This is a genomic window from Streptomyces sp. WMMC940 (assembly GCF_027460265.1).
In the GTDB taxonomy this organism is placed as follows: domain Bacteria; phylum Actinomycetota; class Actinomycetes; order Streptomycetales; family Streptomycetaceae; genus Streptomyces.
Genome location: NZ_JAPZBC010000001.1, coordinates 2,165,159 through 2,190,587 on the forward strand (window position 1 = coordinate 2,165,159; position 25,429 = coordinate 2,190,587).

Annotated in this window: 12 protein-coding genes; 5 read left to right on the top strand and 7 right to left on the bottom strand. The window is 74.1% G+C overall.

The window, feature by feature from the left end; translation table 11 throughout:
* Positions 1 to 145: 145 nt before the first annotated feature.
* On the bottom strand, positions 146 to 1,390 hold the full coding sequence (locus tag O7595_RS09455) for a L,D-transpeptidase (RefSeq protein WP_269728270.1): 1,245 nt from the start codon (positions 1,388 to 1,390) through the stop codon (positions 146 to 148).
* Between the two features lie 201 nt (positions 1,391 to 1,591).
* Here O7595_RS09455 and glgX point away from each other — a divergent pair, with 201 nt between their 5' ends.
* From glgX to O7595_RS09480, 5 genes are all read left to right on the top strand, one after another.
* Positions 1,592 to 3,862, top strand: coding sequence for a glycogen debranching protein GlgX (gene glgX, locus O7595_RS09460; RefSeq protein WP_269728271.1), 2,271 nt, complete (start codon positions 1,592 to 1,594; stop codon positions 3,860 to 3,862).
* Positions 3,863 to 4,136: 274 nt separating this feature from the next.
* On the top strand, positions 4,137 to 6,020 hold the full coding sequence (locus O7595_RS09465; RefSeq protein WP_269728272.1) for an ABC transporter ATP-binding protein: 1,884 nt from the start codon (positions 4,137 to 4,139) through the stop codon (positions 6,018 to 6,020).
* Entirely contained in the window at positions 6,017 to 8,014 is a 1,998-nt protein-coding gene (locus O7595_RS09470) for an ABC transporter ATP-binding protein (RefSeq protein ID WP_269728273.1), read from the top strand. Before O7595_RS09465 ends, O7595_RS09470 begins: the two co-directional genes overlap by 4 nt.
* Before the next feature lie 505 nt (positions 8,015 to 8,519).
* Positions 8,520 to 9,557 carry a YVTN family beta-propeller repeat protein gene (locus O7595_RS09475; protein WP_269728274.1) on the top strand — a complete coding sequence of 346 codons (1,038 nt, stop codon included), beginning with the start codon at positions 8,520 to 8,522 and terminating at the stop codon, positions 9,555 to 9,557.
* A gap of 817 nt (positions 9,558 to 10,374) precedes the next feature.
* Positions 10,375 to 12,405 (top strand): M4 family metallopeptidase, encoded by a 2,031-nt coding sequence (locus O7595_RS09480; RefSeq protein WP_269728275.1) that lies wholly within the window; start codon positions 10,375 to 10,377, stop codon positions 12,403 to 12,405.
* 147 nt (positions 12,406 to 12,552) lie between these two features.
* On the opposite strand, the gene glgP is transcribed toward O7595_RS09480, so the two are convergent.
* The 6 genes from glgP to O7595_RS09510 all read right to left on the bottom strand — a co-directional run bounded on the left by glgP (position 12,553) and on the right by O7595_RS09510 (position 25,324).
* Positions 12,553 to 15,129 carry an alpha-glucan family phosphorylase gene (gene glgP, locus O7595_RS09485; RefSeq protein ID WP_269728276.1) on the bottom strand — a complete coding sequence of 859 codons (2,577 nt, stop codon included), beginning with the start codon at positions 15,127 to 15,129 and terminating at the stop codon, positions 12,553 to 12,555.
* A 260-nt stretch (positions 15,130 to 15,389) separates the two neighbouring features.
* Entirely contained in the window at positions 15,390 to 17,360 is a 1,971-nt protein-coding gene (locus O7595_RS09490; protein ID WP_269728277.1) for a protein kinase domain-containing protein, read from the bottom strand.
* Positions 17,361 to 17,458: 98 nt separating this feature from the next.
* Entirely contained in the window at positions 17,459 to 19,066 is a 1,608-nt protein-coding gene (locus O7595_RS09495; protein ID WP_269728278.1) for a vWA domain-containing protein, read from the bottom strand.
* 226 nt (positions 19,067 to 19,292) lie between these two features.
* A complete protein-coding gene (locus O7595_RS09500) occupies positions 19,293 to 21,890 on the bottom strand; it encodes a hypothetical protein (RefSeq protein ID WP_269728279.1) in 2,598 nt (865 codons plus the stop codon).
* 37 nt (positions 21,891 to 21,927) lie between these two features.
* The gene (locus O7595_RS09505) at positions 21,928 to 23,352 is read right to left on the bottom strand and encodes a hypothetical protein (protein ID WP_269728280.1); all 1,425 of its coding nucleotides are present in this window, start codon (positions 23,350 to 23,352) and stop codon (positions 21,928 to 21,930) included.
* Positions 23,353 to 23,452: 100 nt separating this feature from the next.
* Positions 23,453 to 25,324, bottom strand: coding sequence for a hypothetical protein (locus O7595_RS09510; RefSeq protein WP_269728281.1), 1,872 nt, complete (start codon positions 25,322 to 25,324; stop codon positions 23,453 to 23,455).
* Positions 25,325 to 25,429 lie beyond the last annotated feature (105 nt).

Here is a 25,429-nt window from a genome sequence, read left to right on the forward strand (position 1 = left end):
CCCCGCCGAGGCCCGCACCCCCACGCGCTCGAACGGCGCGCACTGCGATAGATAATCACACCGCAGGTCGCCGGGGCTTCTCGCACATGTCACCGTTCAGTCGCAAATCTGCCCGGTGGACGTGCCGGTCATGCGGGAGGGCGGCTCATTGCAGGGCGGAGCCGGCCTTCCACTCCTTCCAGCCCATGTTCCAGCCGCTCAGCCCGTTCCACGGGTCGACCACCCGGTCCGGGGAGTTGACCACTTCCACCACGTCCCCGATGAGCGTCCGGTCGAAGAACCAGCCCGCCGGGGAGTCCTGGCTGCCGCCCTTCTCGTCGCGCAGCCCGATGCAGCCGTGGCTGACGTTCCGCTTGCCGAAGACCGCCGGGTCGGCCCAGTAGTTGCCGTGCAGGAAGGTGCCCGACGTGGTGAGCCGCATCGCGTGCGGCACGTCCTTGATGTCGTACTCGCTCTTGCCGTCGTCGTCGGTGAAGCCGACCGTGGCACCGTTCATGCGGGTGACGTCGTGCATCTCGCTGACGACCATCCTGCCGTTGTACGTCCGGGTCTTCCTGCCCCCCGTGGTGACCGGCAGCGTCGTCAGCAGCCGCCCGTCGCGGCGCACCTCCATGGTCCGCTCGCGGGCGTCGACCAGGGAGATCTGGGACCTGCCCACGGTGAAGCGGACGGTCTTGCGCTGGATGCCGTACACCCCCGACGCGCCCTCGACGTCGCGCAGCCGCATGTCGACGGTGACCTTGGTGCCCGGCTTCCAGTACTCGCGCGGGCGGAAGTCGAGCCGCTCCGCGTCGAACCAGTGACCCACGACCTCGACGGGCGGTACGGAGGTGATGCGGATGGCCCGCTCGACGGCCGCGCGGTTCCTGATGCCGCGGTTGAAGTCGAACGAAACGATCATTCCGATGCCCACCGTGGAACGGTTCTCCGGGGTGAAGTAGCCGATGAAGCGGTGGTCGGGCACCACGGTGGTGAAGGTCGTGTGCCGTGCCGAACGGCGCCCGTGGGCGTCCAGAGCCACCGCGTCGACGCTGTACTTGGCCGCCAGCGCGAGCCGGGTGCCCTGCTTCGGACGCCAGCTCAGACCGTCCGGGGAGACGGCGCCCGGGACGTCGGCGGGCTGCGCGCTCTCGATCTGGGTGACCTTGACCCGCTCCAGCCGCCCGCTCGCCAGCGTCACCTCGAGCCGGCCGTCCGCGGGCACGGCGCCGGCCCCGTCCGCCGGGGTGATCCGGATGATGTCGCCCGGTGCCTGCGCCCGGGGTTTGTCACCGCCGGCGCCCGGACCGGCTCCGGCTCCGTCGGTGCAGCCGGTCAGTCCGGCCAGCAGTCCCGTCCACAGCACGGCGACGGCCAGCGTGGCCCTCGTCCGCCTCACCGCGTTGCTCACAGAGTCCACCTCGTGGGGTCGCAGAGACACAGCACGTCCCGCCCAACGACGGCCACCCTCCTGGGGAAACGTCGCCGCGGGTCATGTTGGGAGCAGCGCGGCGTCGGGCAGGAATGGTGGGAGGACCGCACGCGGGGAGCCACGGCCGGGACGCCGTGGGCGGGAGCCGCGCGGGCCCGACGAGCCGCGGGAGGCCGACAGGTGTCGAGCGCAGCCGAGCAGGAGGCGGTACGGGAAGGGGAGCGGCCCCTTCCCGCCGCGGGGCCGCGCCCGGCCCCGAACGGACGGCCGAGAGGGGCGGACGGCTCCGGGCCCCCGGTCCGGCCGGGGGCGCCGAACCCGCTGGGCGCGCGGTACCGGGTCGGTCCCGACGGCGTCGCGGGCACCAACTTCGCCCTGTGGGCCGGCGGCGCCGAGGCCGTGGAGCTCTGCCTCTTCGACGCGTCCGGAGCGGAGGTCCGGCTGCCGCTGACCGAGCTCACCCACGAGATCTGGCACGGTTTCGTGCCCGGGGTCGGGCCGGGGCAGCGGTACGGCTTCCGGGTCCACGGCCGCTGGGACCCGTGGACGGGGGCGCGCTGGAACCCGGCGAAGCTGCTGCTCGACCCGTACGCCCGGGCGGTCGACGGCGAGTACGCGCTACCGCCCGAGGTGTACGGGCACGTCCGGGACTGGCCGCAGCAGCACGTCGCGGACACCGTGCGCGACGACCGGGACTCGGCCCCGTTCGTCCCGAAGGGCGTGGTCGTCCACGACGACGCGCCGGACGACGAATGGGCCGACGACCGACGGCCGAAGACGCCGTGGGCGGACTCCGTCATCTACGAACTGCACGTGCGCGGCTTCACCAGGCTGCACCCCCGCATCCCCCCGGAACTGCGCGGCACCTACGCGGGCCTCGCACACCCGGCGGCGATCGGCCACCTCGTGCGGCTCGGGGTGACGGCGGTCGAACTGCTGCCGGTGCACCAGTTCGCGCACGAGGACCATCTGCTGCGGCGGGGCCTGAGGAACTACTGGGGCTACAACTCGATCGGCTACTTCGCGCCCCACGCCGGCTACAGCGCCTCGGGGACCGCGGGGCAGCAGGTCGGCGAGTTCAAGCGGATGGTGCGCGCCCTGCACGAGGCGGGCATCGAGGTCATCCTCGACGTCGTCTACAACCACACCGCGGAGGCCGGCGAGCTGGGGCCGACGCTCAGCCTCAAGGGCATCGACAACCGCGGCTACTACCGGCTCCAGCCCGACGCGCGCCGCTACGCCGACTACACCGGCTGCGGCAACACGCTGCACGTGGTCCGGCCCCAGGTGCTGCGGCTCATCACCGACTCGCTGCGCTACTGGGTCACGGAGATGGGTGTCGACGGCTTCCGCTTCGACCTCGCGGCGGCCCTCGCCCGCTCGATGCACGACGTCGACATGCTGTCCCCGTTCCTCGCCGTGATCGCACAGGACCCGGTGCTGCGCCGGGTGAAGCTGATCGCCGAACCGTGGGACGTCGGCAACGGCGGCTACCAGGTCGGCGCGTTCCCACCGCTGTGGACGGAGTGGAACGACCGCTACCGGGACGCGGTGCGGGACTTCTGGCGCGGCGCGCTGCCCGATCTGCGGGACCTGGGCTACCGGGTGTCCGGCTCCAGCGACCTGTACGCCTGGGGCGGCCGACGGCCGTACGCCTCGGTCAACTTCGTCACCGCCCACGACGGCTTCACCCTGCGCGACCTGGTCAGCTACGAGCGCAAGCACAACGAGGCGAACGGCGAGGGCAACCGGGACGGCACGAACGACAACCGCGCCTGGAACTGCGGTGCCGAGGGCGAGACGGACGACCCCGACGTCAACGCCCTGCGCCGGCGGCAGATCCGCAATCTGCTCACCACCCTGCTGCTGTCCACGGGCGTCCCGATGCTGGTGTCCGGCGACGAGATGGGCCGTACGCAAGGCGGCAACAACAACGCCTACTGCCAGGACAACGAGATCGGCTGGCTCGACTGGTCGCTGCTCGGCCGGCCGGGGCCGGACGGGCTGCTGGCCCTGACCTCCCGGCTGCTCGCGCTGCGCGGCGCGCACCCGGTGCTGCGGCGCCGGGCGTTCTTCTCCGGCCGGCCGCAGACCCCCGACGGACTGCGGGACCTGGCCTGGTTCACGACGCGCGGCGCGGAGATGACCGAGCAGGACTGGTACGCCCCCTCCTCCACCCTGGCGCTGTTCCTGTCCGGCCGGGACATCCCGGGCCGGGACGCCCGGGGCGCCCACGTCACCGACGACAGCTTCCTGATCGTCCTGCACGCCGCCGGCCGTCCCACGGCCTTCCGGCTGCCGGGACCGCCGTGGGCGGAGGAGTACGAACTCGTCGTGGACACCTCGCGGGAGGACCAGTCCGCGGCACCGGGCACGGTGCACCGGGGCGGGGAACGGACCACCGTGCCCGCGCGGTCGGTGCTGCTGCTGCGGGTGCGGGACGGGGGCTGAGGCCCCGGCCCGGCACATGAGCGCCGGGCCCGCCCGCTGTCCCGCGGCCCGGCGACGACGGGCGGGCCCGCGCCGTTGCGCGGCCGGGCGGCGGCGCACAGCGGCCGGCTGCTGCGGGGCGGCACCAGGCGGCCCGGCGTCGCGGCAGCGGGACGGCTGTCCGGACGGCACCGCAGGCCGCGGCAGGCGGTGTTCGCGCGGCAGTGGGCCCCGAGGCCGCGAGGCGGAGAAACTCGGTGGGACTTGTCAGTGGTGAACCGTAGGCTCGCTCCTGATGTCCACCACAGCTGAAGCCCCCAGGCCCGACCGGTCCGCCGTCCGCTCCCTGCTGCGGCTGTGGCCGTACGTGCGCCCGGTCAGGACCCGGCTGTTCACGGCGGCGTTCGTCGCGATCGTCGCCTCCTGTCTGAGCCTCGTGATCCCCCTCGTCCTGAAGTGGATGGTGGACGGACCGGTCGCCGGCCGGGACGTGGGCGGGGTGTGGCTCGGGGCGCTGTACCTGCTGCTGCTCGGGGTCGCGGAGGCGGTGCTGTTCGGCTTCCGCCGCTGGCTGGTGGCCCGTCCGCTGGCCGGGGTGGAGGCGGCGATGCGGGCCGATCTCTTCCGGCACCTCCAGCGGCTGCCCGTGACGTTCCACGACCGGTGGGCATCGGGGCAGTTGCTGTCGCGCGGGACGACGGATCTGATGCTCGTGCGGATGTTCCTCGCCTTCCCGCTGACGTTCCTGCTCGTCAACGGCGTGACCATTCTCGTCGGCGCGGGCATCCTGCTGGCCCAGCAGTGGACTCTGGGTCTGGTGCTGCTGGCCCCGGTGGCCCCGTTGGTGTTCGTCATCGCCCGGTTCGAGGCGCGCTACTCGTCGGTGGCGCGCACGGCGCAGGACCAGGTGGGCGATCTGACGACCGTCGTCGAGGAGAGCGTCCTCGGCATCCGCATCATCAAGGGCTTCGGCCGCCACCGCAGCCAGGCGGCGGCCTTCCGGGCGCTGTCCGAGCGGCTGCGCGGGACAGAGCTGGTCAAGGCCCGGCTGCTGGCGGGCATCTTCGGCGTCATCATGACCGTCCCGGAGCTGGCGATCGGCGCGGCGCTGGTGCTCGGCACGATGCAGGTCGCGGACGGCACCCTGTCGGCCGGCACGCTCGTCGCCTTCCTCTCGACGGCGCTCGCGCTGCGCTGGCCGGTGGACGCGATGGGCTTCCTGCTCGCCATGAGCCAGGAGGCGGCGACGGCGACGGACCGCTACTTCGAGGTCCTGGACGCCGAGGAGGAGCGGGACGAGAAGCACGACGAGGATCGGGAGGAGAGGGAGACCGCGCGGGGGGAGGCCCGCCGGTACGGGTCCGCCTCCCCCGCACGTCCGCAGTCCGTCCCCACACCCCCGCGGAGACCGGAGCCGGCCGCCTCCGAGGGGGGCGGGCTGCGGTTCGAGGGCGTCCGCTTCCGCTACCCCGACGCGTCCGAGGACGCGGAACCGGTGCTGAGGGACGTCGATCTGCACATCCGGCCCGGAGAGACCATGGCCCTCGTCGGCGGCACGGGCAGCGGCAAGACGACGCTGACCGCGCTCGTGCCCCGGCTGTACGAGGTGTCCGCCGGGCGCATCACGCTGGACGGGCGGGACATCGCCGCCATGCCGCGCGAGGAGCTGCGCACCCTGGTGTCGATGGCGTTCGAGGAACCGACACTCTTCTCGGCGAGCGTCGGGGAGAACGTGCGGATGGGCGCGGAGCACGCCGGTGACGAGGAGGTGCGGCGCGCGCTGGACGTGGCCCAGGCGGGATTCGTGGACACCCTGCCGCAGGGCTTCGGCACCCAGGTCGGCGAGCAGGGCCTCAGCCTCTCGGGCGGCCAGCGGCAGCGGCTCGCCCTCGCCCGGGCGGTCGTCGGGAAGCCGCGGTTCCTCGTGCTCGACGACCCGCTGTCGGCGCTCGACGTGCACACGGAGGCGCTCGTGGAGGCCGCGCTGCGCCGGGTGCTCGACGACACCACCGCCCTGGTCGTGGCGCACCGCCCGTCCACGGTGCTGCTCGCCGACCGGGTGGCGCTGCTGTCGGAGGGCCGGGTCGCGGCCGTCGGCACCCACCACGAACTGCTGCGGGACAACGCCGAGTACGCCTGGCTGATGTCGGGCGCTCATGCCGAGGAGCGGAACCGATGACGTCATCGACGGCCACGACGCCACAGCCGGACGCCGGGGACGCCACGGCCGGCGCCGCCTCGAAGGGCCCGGGGGCACCGGGCCCGGAGGCGGAAGGCACCGACACGCGCGGCGCGGACACCCGGACGACGGGCCCGGACGGCCCTGGTCCGGCGGACCCGGCCGCGCACGGCGCGGAGGCACAGGGCGGGGACGCCGGCGGCGATCCCTTCGACCGGGACGCGCTGCCCGCGCCCGAGGGCGCCACCGGCGCACTGCTGCGGTCGCTGCTGGCCCCGCTCCGGGGCCGGGTCGTCGTCGCCGCCGTGCTGCTGCTGCTCCAGCAGGCCGCGGCGCAGGCCGGCCCGCTGCTCGTCGCGTTCGCCATCGACAGGGGGGTGCCCGCGCTGCGGGACGGCGACCATGGCCCGCTGGTCGTGGTCGGCGCCGGATACGCGGTGTGCGCGATCGGGTCGGGCGCGTTCCAGTACGCCTTCGTCCGCGCGTCGGCCGGGGTCAACCAGGACGCCCTGCTCGATCTGCGGGGCCGGATCTTCCGGCACGCCCAGGCGCTGAGCCTGGACTTCCACGAGCGCTACACCTCGGGCCGGCTGATCTCCCGTTCCACCACCGACGTCGAGTCGCTCCGCGAGCTCCTCAGCGAGGGGCTCCAGGAGCTCCTCGCCGTGGTCCTGTCGTTCGTCTACATCTCGGCGATGCTGCTGTGGCTCGACCTCGGCATCGGCGGTCTCGCCGTGCTCAGCTTCGTCCCGCTCCACCTGCTCGTGCGGCTCTACCGGCGGCGCGCCGCGGTGGTGTTCGCCGAGCGGTCCACCGCCATCGCCTCCGTCATCGTGAAGTTCGCGGAGACGATGAACGGCATCCGGCCGGTGCGTGCCTTCCGCCGCGAGCGGGCGAACGACGAGCGCTTCCACGCGCTGAACGACCGGCACGCCCGCAGCAACGGGGACTCGCTGCTGGAGATGGCCCGCTATGTGGTGGGCTCCCGGCTGGTGGCCAACACCGCGGTGGCGGGCATCGTGCTGTGGGGCGCGTACCGGGTGACCGAGGGGACGCTGGCGCTGGGTGTGCTGGCGGCCGCGGTGCTCTACCTGCGGCGGCTGTACGACCCGATCGACCGGCTCGGCATGTTCCTCAACTCCTACGAGTCGGCTGCCGCGTCGCTGCAGAAGATCGCGGGCCTGCTCGCCCAGGCGCCCTCCGTGCCGGAGCCCGCCCGCCCGGTGGCGCTTCCGGAGCGTGCCGGTGGCTCCGGTCCCGGCCGCGGGGTGGTCTTCGACGGCGTCCGCTTCGCCTACCGCACCGGCGGAGAGGTACTGCCGCGCTTCGATCTGACGATCCCCGCCGGTCAGACCGTCGCCGTCGTCGGTTCGACCGGCGCGGGCAAGTCCACCCTGGCGAAGCTGCTGGCCCGGTTCTACGACCCGACGGAAGGGCGGGTCCTGCTCGACGGGACCGATCTGCGCGACCTTCCGGTGCCCGAACTGCGTCGCGGGGTGGTGATGGTGACCCAGGAGGCGTTCCTGTTCTCGGGCACGGTCGCCGAGAACATCGCCATCGGCCGGCCGGACGCGACGCGCGAGGAGATCGAGCAGGCCGCGAAGGCCATCGGCGCACACGACTTCATCAGCGGTCTGCCGGAGGGCTACGACACCGACGTGCGCAAGCGCGGTGGCCGGATCTCCGCGGGTCAGCGCCAGCTCGTCGCCTTCGCCCGGGCGCTGCTGGCCGACCCGGCGGTGCTGATCCTGGACGAGGCGACCAGCTCGCTGGACATCCCCGGCGAGCGCGCGGTGCAGCGGGCCATGGACACGGTGCTGCGCGGGCGTACGGCGATCGTCATCGCCCACCGCCTGTCGACGGTGGAGATCGCCGACCGGGTCCTGGTGATGGAGCACGGCCGCGTCGTCGAGGACGGCAGCCCGTCCTCCCTCATCGACGGCACGGGCCGCTTCGCGGGACTGCACCGGGCATGGCGGGAGAGCCTGGTCTGACGGCGCGACGGACCGGCGGCTCCCGCCCGGTCCGCCCGGCGTCTCCGTCGGCGGCCGGGCGGAAGGCGCGGACCGCCGTTGCCGCGTGAGGCACCGCCGGCGGCCCGGGGCACCGCGAATCCGCCGGTCCGGCGAAGGGCACCGGTCCGAGTGCCCGGCGCGAGGACTTCGCCGATCGCGGGTGCGTTCGCGCTCCCCGACGGATCTGATGGCCTGTTCGGCGGACTCCGCTTCCGCCACGGGACGTGCCCGGCGCGTGTCCCCCGCGGAGCCGCTCCCGACGGGAGCTAGCGTGATCGCGGCTCGGTCACGGCGGAGGGCACCGGACGCGCGGGGAGGCCGGTGGGCCGGCCGCGCGGCAGCCCGGGACCGGCCGTCGGGCGACGGCCGGGCGACCGGCGGGGTCGTTCCCGGGCCACCCGGTTCCGGGCGTCGCAGCCAGTACCCGTTCCGGCTCCGCCCCGCCCCTGACGGGGCGTCGGCCGTCCCTGTGGGAGGTGTCCCCGTGCCCGGTTCCCGAATCCGTGCGGCGCTGGTGTCCGTGGTACTTGCGGGACTGGTGGTGCCCGTCTCGGCGTCCGGTGCCCACGAGGCACCGAAGGGGCATGCCGTTACACACCGGTCGGATGGAGGACCACGCCACCGAGCCCTGGCCTATGTGGCCGAACTCCACTCCGACTCGGTCTCGGTGATCGACGCCCGTACGGGTCGCGTCGTGGACACGGTCCCGGTGGGCAGCGGGCCCGACAGCGTCGCGGTCGCTCCGAACGGTTCACGGGTCTATGTCACGGACTCCGGAGCGGACACGGTGTCCGTGATCGACACCCGCCGCCGGGAGGTCGTGGACACGGTGCCGGTCGGCGACGAGCCGAGCAGGGTGGCCGTCTCCCCCGACGGCCGCCGTGTGTACGTCGCCAACGTCGGCTCCGACGACGTCTCCGTCATCGACACCCTCCGCAACAGTGTCGTCGACACCATCGACGTGGGCGACGCCCCGCTGGGTCTCGCGTTCCTGCCGGACGGTTCCCGGCTCTACGTCGCGAGCGCCGCCTCGAACGAGGTGTGGATCGTCGGCACCCGTCGCCATCGGGTCGTCGGCATCGTGCCCGTGGGAGAGGGGCCGACCGCCCTGGCGGTCACCCCGACCGGTTCCCGCGTGTACGTCACCAACCTCACCTCCGGTGATGTGTCCGTCGTCGACACCCGCCGGGAGGAGGTCGTCGCCACCGTCGCGGTGGGCCAAGGGCCGGCGGGGGTGACCGTGCTTCCCGACGGCCGCCGCGTGTACGTCGCCAACACGCTCAGCGGCGACGTGTCCGTGATCGACACCCGCCGGGACGAGGTCGTGGACACCGTGCCCGTAGGTGACGAGCCCAACGGCGTCGCCGTCACCCCGGACGGCTCGCGGGTGTACGTCACCGACTTCGCGGACGACGAGGTGTCGGTGATCTCCACCCGCCGCGACCGGGTCGTCGACACCGTCCAGGTCGGTGACGGGCCGACGGGGGTCGCGATCGGCCCGGCGACGAAGGGGACGTGGTGACGCTCCGGACGGAACGCCTCTTCGCCCGGGGCGGGCGGGCACGGGCTGCCGCGTCATCGGTGTTCCGGGCGGACGGCGGTCCCGAATCCCGCCCACCCGGTCGTCCGTGGGACCCGCCGTCCGCTTCCCGCCGGGACCACGCCCGACCGAGTTCCGGTACGGCGCGCCGCTTCCGCCTCCGTCCTGACGCTGCCGCCCCGCAGCCCGTCCGCACGGGCCCGCCCCTGGCGGCCCTGACCGCCGAAGCGCCCGCGGGGCGGCCCGCCGACCGCGTGCCCCGCGGACGCCACCCGCCGACCGGCTGCCGCCGCTCGGCGCATCCCGCTGGACCGTACAGCTGACGCCTTTTCAGACAATTGCCGAACGGTTCCCGCCCCCCGTCCGGGGCATCGGCACGGCCGGAGGCGGTCGTGCGGTACGCCCCGGCGGACCGGCACCGGTCGGGTAGGGCGGAACGGCCGCACTGCAGGAACGAGCCATGCACGGGTGTCCGCCCGGCGGGTGGCGCGTACCCTCTGCCCTCCGCCGTCCCCGAACCGGATGTCTTCAGTCCGCATCCCCGCGGCACCCTCGCGTTCCGCCTGACACAGCCACCGGACGACGCCGGCGGAACGCCCGGTGAAACGTCCGGCGAAACGTCCGCTTAACGAACACGACCTTTCACTCAACGGACGCAATCCGGCCATTCTCTTGACGCGCTCCTGACAGGAGGCGTCCACTCCTGCGACTCTTCCACCGATCCACGCACTGCATGCTCCTCAGCTCTGCCGGGCGGCCCACCCAGCCGTCTTCGACCCCCCTCGCAGAAGGAGTTCGCGTGAGACCCACGCCCAGCCGTCGCGCATCCGCGACCGGCGCTCTGCTCGCAGTCGCAGCCCTCCTGGCCGTCGGAGTCCAGTCCGGCTCCGCCGCCGCGGCCCCCGACGCCGCGCCGATCGCCCCGAAGCAGCAGTCCGCCTCCGGGGCCGACCCCGGCGCGCTGCCCGCGCAGCTCTCCCCCGCCCAGCGGGCGGAACTGCTCCGCGAGGCCAACGCCACCAAGGCGGCGACCGCGGCCGAACTCGGCCTCGGCGCCCAGGAGAAGCTCGTCGTGCGCGATGTCGTCCAGGACCGGGACGGCACCACGCACACCCGCTACGAGCGCACCTACGCGGGCCTGCCCGTGCTCGGCGGCGACCTGGTGGTCGCCGAGACGAAGGCCGGACGGACCGAGTCCGTCAGCAAGGCGTCGACGGCCGCGCTGAAGAACGTCGACACCAGCGCCGATGTCGCTCCCGCCGCCGCCGAACGCCAGGCCGTGGCCGCCGCACGCTCCGAGGGCTCGAAGGACACCGCCGCCGACCGGGCCCCGCGCAAGGTGGTCTGGATGGCCCAGGGCAAGCCGACGCTCGCCTACGAGACCGTCGTCGGCGGTCTGCAGCACGACGGCACCCCCAACGAGCTGCACGTCGTCACCGACGCCACCACCGGCGCGAAGCTGTACGAGTGGCAGGCGGTCCACGAGGGCACGGGCAACACGATGTACAGCGGCCAGGTGACGCTGGGCACCGCACCGTCGTACACCCTGACCGACACCACCCGCGGCAACCACAAGACCAACAACCTCAACCGCGGCACGTCCGGAGCCGGCACCCTGTTCTCCGGCCCCGACGACACCTGGGGCGACGGCACCCCGCAGAACGCCGAGACCGCCGGCGCCGACGCACACTACGGCGCGGCGCTGACCTGGGACTACTACAAGAACGTGCACGGCCGTTCCGGTATCCGGGGCGACGGCGTCGGCGCGTACTCCCGGGTCCACTACGGCAACAACTACATCAACGCGTTCTGGCAGGACAGCTGCTTCTGCATGACCTACGGCGACGGCGCGGGCAACGCCAAGCCGCTGACGTCGATCGACGTGGCCGCGCACGAGATGACGCACGGCGTCACCTCCAACACCGCCAGGCTGATCTACAGCGGCGAGTCCGGCGGGCTCAACGAGGCGACGTCCGACATCTTCGCCGCCGCGGTGGAGTTCCACGCCAACAACCCCCAGGACGTGGGCGACTACCTCGTCGGCGAGAAAATCGACATCAATGGCAACGGCACCCCGCTGCGCTACATGGACAAGCCGAGCAAGGACGGCAGGTCCAAGGACGCCTGGTACTCGGGCATCGGCGGGATCGACGTGCACTACTCCTCGGGCCCGGCGAACCACTGGTACTACCTGCTCTCCGAGGGCAGCGGCGCCAAGACCATCAACGGCGTGAACTACGACTCCCCGACCTCGGACGGTCTGCCGGTCACCGGCATCGGCCGCGACAAGGCGTCGCTGATCTGGTTCAAGGCGCTCACCACGAAGTTCAACTCGACCACCAACTACGCGGGCGCCCGCACCGGCACGCTCGCGGTCGCCACGGAGCTGTACGGCGCGAACAGCGCCGAGGTCAAGGCCGTGACCGACGCCTGGGCCGGCATCAACGTCGGCTCCCGGCCCGGCGGGGGCGAGCCCGGCCCCGGCAAGGTCTTCGAGAACACCGGCGACGTCAACATCCCGGACCTCGGCACGGTCAGCTCCCCGGTCGCGGTCACCGGCATCGCCGGCAACGCCCCGTCGAACCTCAAGGTCGACGTCGACATCAAGCACACCTGGCGCGGTGACCTCGTCATCGACCTGGTGGCCCCCGACGGCACGGCCTACCGCCTGAAGAACTCCAGCGGCAGCGACTCCGCGGACGACGTCATCGCCACGTACACCGTGAACGCCTCCAGTGAGGTGGCCAACGGCACCTGGAACCTGCGGGTCCAGGACGTCGCCCGTTGGGACACCGGCCACATCAGCAACGTCAAGCTGACGTTCCCGTAAGCACCGGGGCCCGTCGGGCCCGTGTCGGCACCGTCCGGACCGCCCGGGGGAGCTCTCGCTCCCCCGGGCGGTCCCGCGCGGGGAACCCGTCGGACACGGAGGGACCCGCCCACCTCCGCGCGCCCGGCCGCACGATCCGCCCCCGCTTCAGCGCATCAGCACCCCCGCGCCCTCCCCGGTCACCTCGGTCGGCCACGCCACCAGGCCGGGATCCGCCCCGTGCGGCAGCAGCGGGTGCGCGGGCAGCACGCGGACCGTGTAGCCGAACGGGCCGGTGCGGTCGAGGGCGAGCGGGCCCTCGTAGATCCACCGCCCGGCCGTACCGGGACCGCCGGCGGCCGGCTTCAGCGGAAAGGTCTGGGGGTCGGCGATCGCGTCGTCGGAGTCGACCCGGCCCGCCACGGCCTGCACCTCGACGTCCTCGGGCCGGAGCGCACCGAGGGTGACGCACACCCGCAGCGCCAGCGTCGAACCGAGCTCCGCCGCGCCCGTGTCCGCTCCCGCCTCGACGTGGCCGACCGAGACGCCGGGCCACGCCGCGCGCACCCGGGCCTTCCAGGCGGCCAGTTCACCGGCCGCGCCGCTGTCCAGGGCGAGCAGCCGGTGGGCCCGGGCGGCCGGGGCGTAGAGCCGGTCCACGTACTCGCGGACCATCCGGTCCGCGAGCACCTTCGGGCCCAGCGCGGTGAGCGTGCGCCGAACCATCTCGGTCCAGCGGGCGGGGACCCCGTCCGCGCCCCGGTCGTAGAACAGCGGCGCAATGCGCTCCTCGACCAACCCGTACAGCGCGGCGGCCTCCAGGTCGTCGCGGCGGTCCTGGTCGTGCGCGGCGGTGCCGTCGGCCGTGGGCACGGCCCAGCCGAAGTCCGGCTCGTACCACTCGTCCCACCAGCCGTCGAGCACGGACAGATTGAGGCACCCGTTGAGCGCGGCCTTCATCCCGCTGGTCCCGCACGCCTCCAGCGGCCGCAGCGGATTGTTCAGCCACACGTCGCAGCCCGGCAGGAGCCGCCGCGCCATCGCCATGCCGTAGTCGGGCAGGAAGACGATCCGGTGCCGGACCCGGGGGTCGTCCGCGAACCGCACCAGTTCCTGGATCAGCCGCTTCCCGCCGTCGTCGGCGGGGTGCGCCTTGCCGGCGACGACGATCTGCACCGGCCGCTCGGGGTGCAGCAGCAGCTCCGCCAGCCGCTCCCGGTCGCGCAGCATCAGGGTGAGCCGCTTGTACGCGGGTACCCGGCGGGCGAACCCGATGGTGAGCACGTCCGGGTCCAGCACCCCGTCGATCCAACCCAGTTCCGCCGCGCCGGAACCGCGCTGGCGCCAGGAGGCGTACAGCCGCTCACGCACCTCGTGCACCAGTTGCTCCCGCAGCACCCGGCGCAGCTCCCAGAGATCGGCGTCCGGGGTCGCCGCGACGTCGTCGCCGAGGGCGAGCACTTCCGGGGCCGTCCAGGTCGGGGCGTGCACCCCGTTGGTGACCGAGGTGATCGGGACCTCCGGCGTGTCGAAGCCCGGCCACAGACCGCGGAACATCTCCCGGCTGACGGCGCCGTGCAGCGTGGAGACGCCGTTGGCGCGCTGCGCCAGGCGCAACCCCATCACCGCCATGTTGAACACGCCCGGCTCACCGCCGGGGTAGCTCTCCGTGCCCAGCCTCAGCACCCGTCCCGCGTCCACGCCGGGCAGTTCGCCGCCCTCGCCGAAGTGACGGGCCACCAGATCGCGGTCGAAGCGGTCGATACCGGCCGGGACGGGGGTGTGGGTGGTGAACACCGTCCCGGCCCTGACCGCCTCCAGCGCGGCGTCGAAGTCGAGACCGTACGTCAGCAGCTCCCGGATCCGCTCCAGCCCCTGGAAACCGGCGTGGCCCTCGTTGGTGTGGAAGACCTCGGGCTCGGGATGGCCGGTGAGCCGGCAGTACGCGCGGACCGCGCGGACCCCGCCGATACCCAGGAGCGCCTCCTGCAGCAGCCGGTGCTCACTGCCGCCGCCGTACAGCCGGTCGGTGACGTCCCGCTCCCCCGGCGCGTTCTCCTCCACGTCCGAGTCCAGCAGCAGCAGCGGTACGCGACCGACCTGCGCCTGCCAGATACGGGCTCGCAGTGAGCGGCCGCCCGGCAGGTCGAGGGACACCTGGGCGGGGCTGCCGGCGGGCTCGCGGAGCAGGGTCAGCGGGAGCTCGTCGGGATCGAGGACGGGATAGTGCTCCTGCTGCCAGCCGTCGCGGGACAGCGACTGGCGGAAGTAGCCGTGCCGGTAGAGCAGTCCGACGCCGATCAGCGGGACTCCCAGGTCGCTGGCGGCCTTCAGATGGTCGCCGGCGAGTATGCCCAGACCGCCCGAGTACTGGGGCAGCGCCGCGGTGATCCCGAACTCCGGCGAGAAGTAGGCGACGGCGGCGGGCAGGGGCACGCCGTCGCCGGACTGCTCCTGGTACCAGCGCCGCCCGCGCAGATAGGCGTCCAGGTCGCGGGCGGACTCCGAGACGCGGAACAGGAACTCCGGGTCGGTGGCGAGTTCGGCGAGCCGGCCCGCGGTCACCGACCCGAGCAGTCGCACCGGGTCGCCGCCGGACGCGCGCCAGCCGGACGGGTCCGCGCTGCGGAACAGCTCCCGCGTCGGCGCGTGCCACGACCAGCGCAGGTTGCGGGCCAGCTCGCTGAGCGGGGCGAGGGGTTCGGGGAGGACGGGGCGGACGGTGAATCGACGAATGGCCTTCACAGGTCCCACCTTCGAAACGGTGTTCATCCGGGGACGCACGACGCTGTGCGCCCGTCCGACCTCTCGACCGTAACGGCGCGCCGCCCGGCTCAACCACGGCGCGAGGAGGGCGCATCGAGCCGTGCCTCCATCGGCGGATGCCGGGCCGTGCCGCGTCCCGCGCCGCGAACACGGGTTCGCACGGGGCCGGACGGCGCGGTCCCCCCGGCAGCGGCCAACGGTGCACGTCCCCGCCCGGCGACGGCCGGAGCCTGCGCGGGCTACGGCGCGCGGTTTCCGTCCGCCGCGCTCCCGGCGGCCGCCGGGAGCGCGTGCAGGCTTCCGTGGGAGGCGGCGGCGTAGACGGTGCGGACCTCCGGGGCGTGGGCGGTGGCGAGGATCTGGCCGCCCAGGTCGAAGCTCTGCAGGGAGGCGCCGTCCGCCGCGTCCAGCAGATGGAGCCGGCCGTGCCAGCCGCCCGCGTAGACCGCGGTTCCGTCGGCGCACAGGGAGAAGAACTCCTCGCCGTCCGCGTACTGGGCGCGCCAGACCTCCTCGCCGGTCTTGGCGCTGTGGCAGTGCACGATGCCCGCCGTGTCCCCGACGATCAACGTGTCGGCGACCCGTACGGGCGGGGCGACCACCGGCGCGCCGAGCCGGGTCTCCCACAGCGTGCCGCCGTCGGCCGCGGCCAGGCAGCGCAGTCCGCCGTCGCCGTCGGCGACCACGACGCCGTCGTCCAGCGCCAGCGGCGCCGCCGGCACGGGTGCGGGGAACCGCACGGCCCGGTCCCAGCACGCGCGGCCCTCCTCGTCGTCGACCGCGAGCAGTTCGCGGCCCTGCGCGGCCGAGAGGTAGACGTGCCGGGGACCGGCGGCGACGGGCTCCGCCGGGCCGCCGTCGGAGTCCGAGAGCGGTTCGGTGCGCCACCAGACCCGGCGGGTGACGGCGTCGAAGTGGTGGATCCGGCCCGCCCCGTCGCCGAGGAAAACGCTCTGCCCGCGCAGCAGCACCCGCGCGTGCGGAAGGCTCCCGGCGGGGACGGACCACCAGAGGGTGCGGGCTCTCGTGTCCCAGGACTCCAGCCGGCCCGCGGAGTCGCACACCAGCAGCAGAGCGCCCTCGGCGCACAGCTGAACGGGGGGTGCGAAGTCACGGTGCCGGGCCTGTTCCCGACCGGTCGCCGCGTCGAGCCAGCGCACGTCGCCGCCGCCGTCCGCGGTCACGACACTGCCGTGGCCGGTGGACACGACCTGGTGCGGCCATTCCCCCGCGCCCGCGCTCCAGCTGCGTCGGCCGGTGCGGAACGGCACGGTGAGGTCGGCGCCGTTGCCGGCGCCCGTGAGCAACTCCCTCAGCTCTGACCGGTACCGCGCCAGGGTCCGGGCGACGTCGCCCGGGAGCCTGAGGGTGCCCGGTTCGCCGAAGCCCTCGGCGACCTCGGCGAGGGTGGGGCGGTCGGCCGGGTCCTCCGCCAGGCAGGCCCGGATCAGGCGCCCCGCCCGGTCGTCCGGCAGCCCCGACAGATCGGGCGCGGTGCCCGACACCCGGCGCAGCAGCATCGCGCGGGCGTCCCGCTCCCCGGTGTACGGCGGATGCCCGGTCAGCCCGTACAGCACGATCGCACCGATCCCGAAGACGTCGGTCGCGTTCACCGTCTTCGACAGGCCCATGATCTGCTCGGGAGCGCAGAAGTGGGGATGGCCGATCACGGTGTCCAGGCTCACCGTCACCCGCTGGCCCCGGATGCGGGTCAGCCCGAAGTCGATGATCCAGGGCCCGTCCTGGGTCATCAGCACATTGCCGGGGTGCAGGTCCCGGTGCAGAAGGCCCTTGCCGTGCGCGGTGCTCAGGGTGTCGACGAGCTCGGCGGCGACGGAGTGCACCGTGTCGCGGGGCAGTGCGCCCCCGTGCGACTCCAGGATGCGGTAGAGCGAGAGGCCGGGGATGAAGCGCGTCGCCAGGGTGGGCTGCCGTCCCGCGCCGAAGTCGAAGACGAGCAGCTCGGGGATGCGGGCGCCCTTGCAGCGGTCGAGCGCCTTGCTCTCCTGGTGGAAGCGCTGCAGATGCTGGGCGTCCTCGGTGAACTCGGACTTGAGCAGCTTCACGGCCCCGAGGGTGTCGAGGCCGCGCTCCTCGCCCGACGGACGGCCGAGGTAGACGGTGCCGAACCCGCCCGTGCCCAGTCTGCCGAGCAGCCGGAACCCCGCGGCCTCGGGCGGGTCGACGGCCGGGTCCAGCGGCTTCACCATGACGGGGTCCTCTCCTCGGGCGGCTGGTGCGGGTGGGTGGTACGGCACGGACTCCCGGGACCGCGTCGCGCGGTAGGGCGCCCGGAGCCGCGTCCGGCTCACTGCATGACGACGGCCTGGCTCCCGGTCTCGTGCGAGAACCCGATGCCGCACAGCACGGTCGACTTGCCGAGTTCGCACGTGCCGCTGCCGCTCAGCCGCTCCCCGCCCGGTCGTGGGGCCTCGCGGTCGCACCGCAGGACGAGCACGAGCCGGCCGCCCTCCTGGCGTCCGCGGACGGTGATCCGGGCCCGTACGTCGCCCGCGTCCGTCTCCGCGCTGACCTCCCGGCCGCGCAGCGCCAGCGTCCGGCGGTCACCCGTCCGCAGGTCGGTCACGGTCAGCGTGCCCGAGAGCACGGGACGGCTGCGCTTGTACGCACGCCACCCGGCCGCCCCTCCGAGCAGGGCGACGAGCAGCACCAGCGGATAGAACCAGCCCGGGGCCCGGCCGGGGACGGTCCCGACGAGGTCGACGTCCGTGACGGCCGGGCCGCCCGTGGCGAACTTCGCGTACCCCAGCGAGCTGCGGACGGCGGGCGTCCACGGCGAGGAGACGTCGGCCCGGAGGTCCAGCCCGGCGCGGAAGTCCCGGGCTCCCGGGATCAGGGCGAACTCGGGATCCTGAACCCAGGCCAGCTTCAGCTCGACCGTACGGCTCTGCCCCGGAGCCAGGTCCACGGCCCGCCCCGCACCGCTGACGTCCACGTCCGGACCGCCTCGTTCGGCGGCCGCCCGCAGGACGACCCGCAGCGGGACGTGCCGGGCCTCGGACGACAGCGTGACGCGCACGGTCCTGGAGCGGGCGCCGGTACGGTCCCCGGTGGCCAGGGTGACCGCCCCGGGCCCGGGGCGGCGCACCCCTTCCCCTTCGACGGAGACGGCCACGCCCCTGCCCTCGTCGGTCCGGAGGACGCTCACGGCCTTCTCCGCACGCACCTGGTCCTTGGCGACGCCGAGCTGCGTTCCCAGCGCCGCTGGGTCCACGGGCAGGATGCGCGGGGCGCCGAACGCTCCGCCGAGGACCTCGCCGACGCGGGTGCCCTCGGCGAGCGGCACACCGTAGCCGACGATCTTCCGATTGGTCCCCATCGCCGAGTAGCGCTCCTTGAGGCGCTTCCACGCCGGAGCGTCCTGGCGCTCGTACGGACTGCCCGGCGCGTTGACGGCGCCGTCGGTGAGCAGGAGCACCGCGCCGACCGGGGCCGTGCTGCGGTTGAGCTGCTCGGCTGCGGCCTCCAGCGCGGACCCGTGGTCGCTGGCCGACTCCGTGGCGGTGGCCGGGAGCCCCTTGGCGAAGAGGCTGCCGCCGCCCTTCGCCTTCACCGGGGACATGGGGTGGATGACGCTCGTGGCCCGGCCGAAGGTGACGACCGCGACCTCGTCGGCGGGGGTGAGGGTCCTGAGGAAGGCGTCCAGCCGGCGTTTGACGGTGGCGTAGAGCGGTGCGCCGTCGGGGCCGCGGTCCTGCATGGAGCTGGAGGTGTCGATGAGGACGACGTACGCGGCCGGTACCTCGTCGACCTTCAGCGAACGGTAGATGCCCTCGCGCGGGAGCGGGGCGTCGGCGGCCGGAAGGGCGGTGGCCGCCGGCGCGCCGGGCGCGGCCAGCGCGGCGCCGAGGGCGAGCGGCAGGGCGCGGCGCGCCGTTGCGTGGAAGGTGTGCATGAGGGGTCCCCCCTGTGACGTGCGTGGAACGGGCCTCGGAGCCCGGCGTTGCGCCGGGACCGGGAGCGGCCGCTGGGTCTGTGGCGGGTACGGCGGGGTGTCACGGTGTTGCGGGCACTGCGTGTCGGCGCTGCGGGTGCTCTCGGATCGGTGAGCCGGGGCGTTCCCTCCGTGGACGGCGGTCGCCGTGGGCGAGCGGGTGGGGCGTGCGGGCGCGGGCCGGGGGTCAGGAGCGGGTGGGGAAGGAGGCGGCCCCGAGTTTTCGCAGCCGGGCGATCTCCTGCTCCGTCCTCTGCTGCCTCTGCCGGAGGTCCCGGATCTCCTGCTCGATCCCGGTCCGTTCCGCGGTCAGATGCCGGATCGCGTGATCGCGGTAGTGCTGCCAGATCCTGGGGTCCCGGCCGCCCCGGGCGAAGGCGAGTTCCAGCTCCTGTGTCTCCTCCAGGGCCCGCCCCACGCCCGTGTAGGGCTCCCAGGCCAAGCGGTACGAGGTGAGGATCGCGAGAACGCGGTGGCCGGTGCGTTCCCTTGCGGCCCAGGACTGCAGCGGGGCGCAGAGCTGGTCGGTGCCGGCTCCGGCGCGGCGGGCCGCGTAGAGCTGCGCGGCGAGTTCACCGAGGTCCTCGGGGCTGTCCTCGGCCCGCAGGGCGGTGCGGTGCACGACGCGGAGCGTCAGGGCCGGCGACAGTTGGGGCAGTCGGCCCGCGAGGCGGTTCAGCCACTGCTCGTCCAGCTCGGACTCGTGCCAGTCGGGGTCCTCGGTCAGCAGCCGGACGGCGTCCGCGACGATCTGGACGTGCGGGCCGTGCCGGTCGACCAGACGGGTCGTCAGTTCCCGGCCGGGTCGCCCGGGACCCTCGCCGGTCTGCGGATCGACCTCCAGTACCCACTTGAGCAGCTCCTGGACCACGAGCGTGGCGTTGCTCCGCACGGTGTGCGACTCCAGCTCGGCGCACAGCGTCGAGACATATCCGTCGAGCCGGGGGCCGAGACCGCCGGAGCCGGGCTTCTCCGGAGCCTCGGCCAGGGCCAGGAGGGCCAGCGGCGGCAGTCCTGTGAGAGCGCAGAGCACGTCCCAGCGGGCGGCGGTCTCCGGTCGCACGGCCCGCGGGGGGTGGGTCAGCGCCCGGGTGAGCAGGAGGTGGGGCGGCTCCTCGAAGGGGTCGGACGGGGTCTTGAGGAAGGCGCAGTTGACGAGGCGCTGGAAGAACTCCCCCTGGAGCAGGTACTCCGCGCGCCCGCACGCCGCGGCCGCCCCGAGCAGTCGTACGGCGGCCTCCGGGTGCGCGGTGGTCCACTTCCGGGAGGGCGTGCCGTGCCCGGAGTCCAGCAGTTCGTACAGCGGGGCGAGTTCCTCGCTGCCCGCGGCGTCGGGCGCGGATCCGTCGCCGAGCCACCGGAGCCAGGCCAGGACGTCCGCGGCGGGGTCGGGTCCGGCGCAGAGGGCGTGGACGAGGCGGCCGGCGAGGCCGGGGGTGCCCAGCAGCAGGGACTGGGTGAAGGCCATGGTGCCCTCGGCGAACGGCGGCACGGCGGGCAGCAGTTGCTCGACGACGGGGTCGGGGGCCTCCGACCCCTTCCGGCCCCGCACCTCGCCGATGACGAACGCCAGGACCTGGTCGAGGGGCCCCAGGTCCTCCTTCGTGCCGGAGGTGGCGGCGCGCGCGGTCTCGAACCGGCCCCGGGCCCGTTCCGGCTCGTCGTTCAGCAGATCGTCGACGAGCTGGTCGCGGAAGGCCGCCGAGACCTCGTGGTGCTTCAGGTGGCGCGCGAGGGGAGCCATGTCGGTGGAGCGGCCCGCCAGCTTCTGTCCGGACAGGACGGTGACGGAACGGGGGTCGGCCAGCGGGTGGCGGAGAGCCGCGTCGATGCGGTCGCCCTCCACCTCCCGCCCGGCGCGGACCTCCTGCGCGACGGCGAGCGCCGGGTCGAGGTCGCCGAGTACGCGGAGGGCTTCCCCGTGCGCGTCCGGGCCGTCGATGTCCATCGGTTCGCCCGCGTCCGCCAGATGCCCCAGGACCACCTCGCTCCCGTGCCGGGCCCACGCCTCGATCAGCAGGTCGCGGTAGGAGCGCGCGTCGGCGGAGAGTCCGCCGACGTCCGGGAGCTCCCCGCCCCAGGCCAGGCTGACGACGCCCGGAGCCTCGTCGGGGACTCCCCAGTACAGGCGCATGGGGACCTCGGACCCCGAGGAGACCCAGGTGGCGGCCGAGAGGGTGCGGCGCATTCCGAACGGCAGCATGGCCGCGACGCAGTCGAGGACGTCCAGCAGTACGAGCGGGTCGTACATGCGGCCCCCCGTCACCACCACCTTGCCGTCCAGCAGGTAACCGGCGGCCGCCGCCAGCCAGTGGACGGCCTCGGTCACGCTGGGCCCGACGTGTGCGGTCACCTGGGTCACGAGCCGCCCGCCCGCCGTGACGGGCAACAGGACCGGCGCGGCGCCCGCCGCCGCGAGCCGCGGCGCCGCGTCCAGCGCGGCCCTGGCCAGTCCGCACCAGCCGAGGGCGAGGCCGCCGACCTCGGCCGCGGGTACGGCGAAGTGGCTGATCCGGCAGATCGGACGGTTCGTCCGGTCGACGGCGTCGGTGCCTTCGAGGAGGAAGACGCCCACCGTCGCGGTGCCGTTCGGTGCGGTGCAGGGCCCGATGGTGATCCACGGCAGCCGGTCCCCGGGTGCGGGGGTGCCGGGCGACCAGTGGTGGATGTCGCCGTTGAAGTCGGCGCTCCGGTCCGGCGGGCAGGCGGCCAGCACCTTGTAGCCGCTGTTGGTATGGGGTTCCTTGCCCCACACGGCCCAGTCGGCCGTCAGTCCCGGTGCCATGGCGGGTTCTCCTCTCGTGCGCTTCTCGGGTGCCGGGTCAGGACTGCTGCGGGCCGACGCCCCGCAGGAAGAGGAAGGGTTCGAGGATGTTGACGGGTTGGGGCGGTGCGACGAAGCGGACGGCGTCGTCCACGGGGTTCACCAGGGAGGGGTTCTCGAAGTCGAAGCCCCGCTCGGGGTCGACCCAGAAGCCGACGGCGGAGCACACGAAGTACCCGACGCGCTCGGGGGCGAAGAACAGCTCGATCTGCTGCTTGATCTCGCGCAGGCTGCCGTGCGGGAAGGCCTGGCAGAGCCCGTCGAACAGGCGCTTGGCGTCCATCACCTCGGGCTGCCCGGTGCGCGGGTTGAGCCGGACGTTGCCCTGTTCGCAGGCGAAGCGGAAGACGCGGTCGTCGTCGAACTTCGCCAGGCAGACGGCGATGCTGTGCGGCAGCAGATTGCCCTGGCGTTCTCCGCGCATGTTGACCTCGGTGGCGACCCCGGCGAGGACGTCGGTGAAGAAGTCCGCGTTCTGCCGCGCGTCGTCACCGACCGGGCCGTCGTCACCGTTGACCTGCCACTCGCGGACCGGGTCCACGACGTAGACCATGGCGCGCGAGGCCCCGAGGTCCTTGATGAGCTTGCCACCGAGGGCCGCGCCGGTCTGCGAGTGCAGGTCGAACGCCTCCCCGGGCAGGTCGCGGAGGGTGACCTTGAACTCCGTCAGATCGCGGCCGCGGTCGGCGCCACGCCGCCAGCGCCTGCGGCCGGCGCGGGAGAACCGGGTGCCGGTGAGGTCCCCGGCGAGCGTGAAGCGCACCGGGCGCTGCTCGGTCAGCGTGGCCATCGGGAACGTGCGGTCGCGGTAGAGGATGTGCGCGAGATCGCTGAGGAACTTCTTGGACGCGTGGTCCTCCGGCCACATGCTCCACCTGCCGTACATGGGGTCCTGCACCGCCCGGGACAGCGCCGCCAGCAGAGTGGACTTCCCGCTGCCCATGCCGCCCCAGAGGGTGATGGTCGACTCCGGTGCCGAGGCCGGGCCCTCGGGTTCCCTGCGCTCCTCGTCCCCGGGGGCCGCCTTGTCGGCGGCCGCCGTCTTCCGCTCGGGCTTCGCGGGCTTGTCCGGCTTGTCGGTCCTGGTGGGCCTGGCGGACTTGTCGAGGACTTCGGGGCCGCCGAACCTCTCCGCGAAGCTGCCGGGCTCGGCCGGCCGGCCGGCGTCCGCGGGCGATGCGCCGGAGGTCCGTGCCTTCTCGTCGCGGGGCCCCGGAGGCGAGGGAGCGGCCGGGCCCCCGGGCGCGGTGCCGTTCGACGGTGCGGGCCGGGCGGGCGGGGGCACCGGCGGCAGTGCGGCCCGGCCCCCGACCAGTGTGGACGGATCCCAGACGGCGAACGGCCCCTCCGCGGCCCGGTCGTCCCTTCGGTCCTGCTTTCCGTCCTTCGGCGTGCTCTCGGGGCGCTTGTCGTCCTCGGTCATGGTGGTGCTCCCCCTGTCGTGGCGGCGGAGAGACGTCCGCCGCACGGTCGTTGTCCGATCCGTGCGCCCGACGGGCACACGGTTCGCGTTGCCGCGGTCCTCAGCCGGCCGCCTCGTGCAGCCACTCCCCGCTCGCTCCGTCGGGGACGACCAGACGGATGGGTGCGCCGTCCTCGGGGAGGCAGAGCGCCGGTGCCGTCACGGCGGAGGCGACGCGCTGCGGGTCGTGGCCCGCGGTGAACCGGCCGTCGGCGCCGAAGAGGTCCCACGCCCGGTCGGCCCACCGCGCGAGATGTGGTTCGCCCTCGAGGTGGTCCATCCACGCGGGCTCGTCCACGACCGCCACGCAGGAGACGCCGTCGTAGTGGCGGGCCTCGTCCAGCGCCGCCTCCCACTCGACCCGGTCGGGGCAGATGCGCACCGCGGCGCTGCGCCGCAGCACCTGCGGAGGTGCGGTGCGCGGATGCGGCGGCCGGGAGCCGACCACGAGGAGGACCCGGTGGCTGTCCGGCCGCCACAGGTGCCGGCGGGCGGCGAGTTCGTGCGGTACGTGCTCCAGCCCGGTCGCGAAGTCGTGCCGCAGCGCGCTGTGGTGCCAGCCCGCCAGTGCCCGCTCGGCGGCCTGCGCGGTCGTCATGCCGAGCCGGTGGACGATGGGGTCGCTGTCGTTCGGGCGGTCGAGCGGGGCGTGGTCGCGGTAGCCGATGAGCCCGACGCGGAGCGTGTCGCCGCCGCCCACGGCGTGCCCTACGGCGGCCACGACCGTCGCCGCTTCCTGCAAGCGTTCCTCGACGGCCGTGCCGCCGCCCGCCTGAGGGCCGGCGACCTCCACGGCGAGTACGAGGTCCACGGGGCGGGGCCGGGAGAGCCGCCGGGGCATGGAGTGCGCCAGGTCCGTCCAGGGCGCGGTCTCCGGTTCGTGGTGCCCGTCGTACGCGAGGTCGACCCGGTCGGGCCCGCGCAGCCGGTAGTGGAGCGCCGCGCGGGAACCGGGCGGGAGTTCGAGGCGGTCGGCCCGCACCGGGAGCCATCGCGAGGGGGGGTCGCCGGGGCCGGCGGAGACGACGACGGCGGCGCTCGCCCCCGTGGTGGCTCCGTCCGGCGGCGCGGCGACCGGGACCCGTACGACGGCTCCGGGATCGCCGCCGGCCGGGTCGCCGGTGCGGCTGCCGGCCGGGAAGAGGGGGCGCCGTACGAGTCCGACCGTGCCCGACGTGCCGTCGATGTCGGCGGCGGCCAGCCAGAGGGCACGGCGCAGCGGGAGCGCGTCGGTGAGGTCGCCGGGGTCGGCGGGCCAGTGCGCGGGCAACCGCAGCCGCAGGGCCGGGGCCGCCTCCGGGCACAGGGCGTCGGCCGCCTGCTCCACGGGCCGCCAGCCGGCGGCCCGGACGACGACCAGGAGCGGATCCGCGCCGAGCGGGGTCCCGCGCACGAAGGTCCGCAGTGCCCGGCCGAGGGAGCCCGTGACGTCCGCGGCGGCGGGGCCCGTTCCTCCGGCGAGGAGGAAGAGCCGGCGCAGCCGTTCGGGGAGAGCCGGGGAGGGACGGTCGGTGGCCTCGGCCGTGAGGTCGGCCCAGGCCGAGTCGGCGAGCGACCGGGTCGAGGGGCCGCGGCCGTCGCTGCCGTAGGCCACCCGGCTCAGCCGCAGCCGCTCGCAGCCGATCTCCAGGACGTCCAGCGCGGCGAACCGCCCGCCTGCGAGGGAGGTGAGCGCCCAGCCGAGGCCCGACCGGGTGGTGCGGGCGCTCTCCCCGGCGAGGACGTCGCGCCAGGCACGCTTCCACGCACGCGGCGCGGAAGGGGTGTCGGTGCCGGGTATCAGATGGGCCACTCCGCGGTGGTCCGGGGCCGGCGGCGTCTCGGCGGCCCGCCGGCCGGCGCGCGCCGCGGGTCCGCCTTCCAGGACGTCGGCGGCGCGGAGCGCGGCGCGGAGTTCGCCGTCGAGGCCGGTTCCCGCATGGTCCGGGTGCACTGTCCCCCACCCCCCGATGCGGTCGCCGGCATGTGCTGGGAACGGCCGGCCACCGCGGTGTTTCGCACGTGGTTCAGGCATGGATGTGCCCAGGTGAGGGTGCAC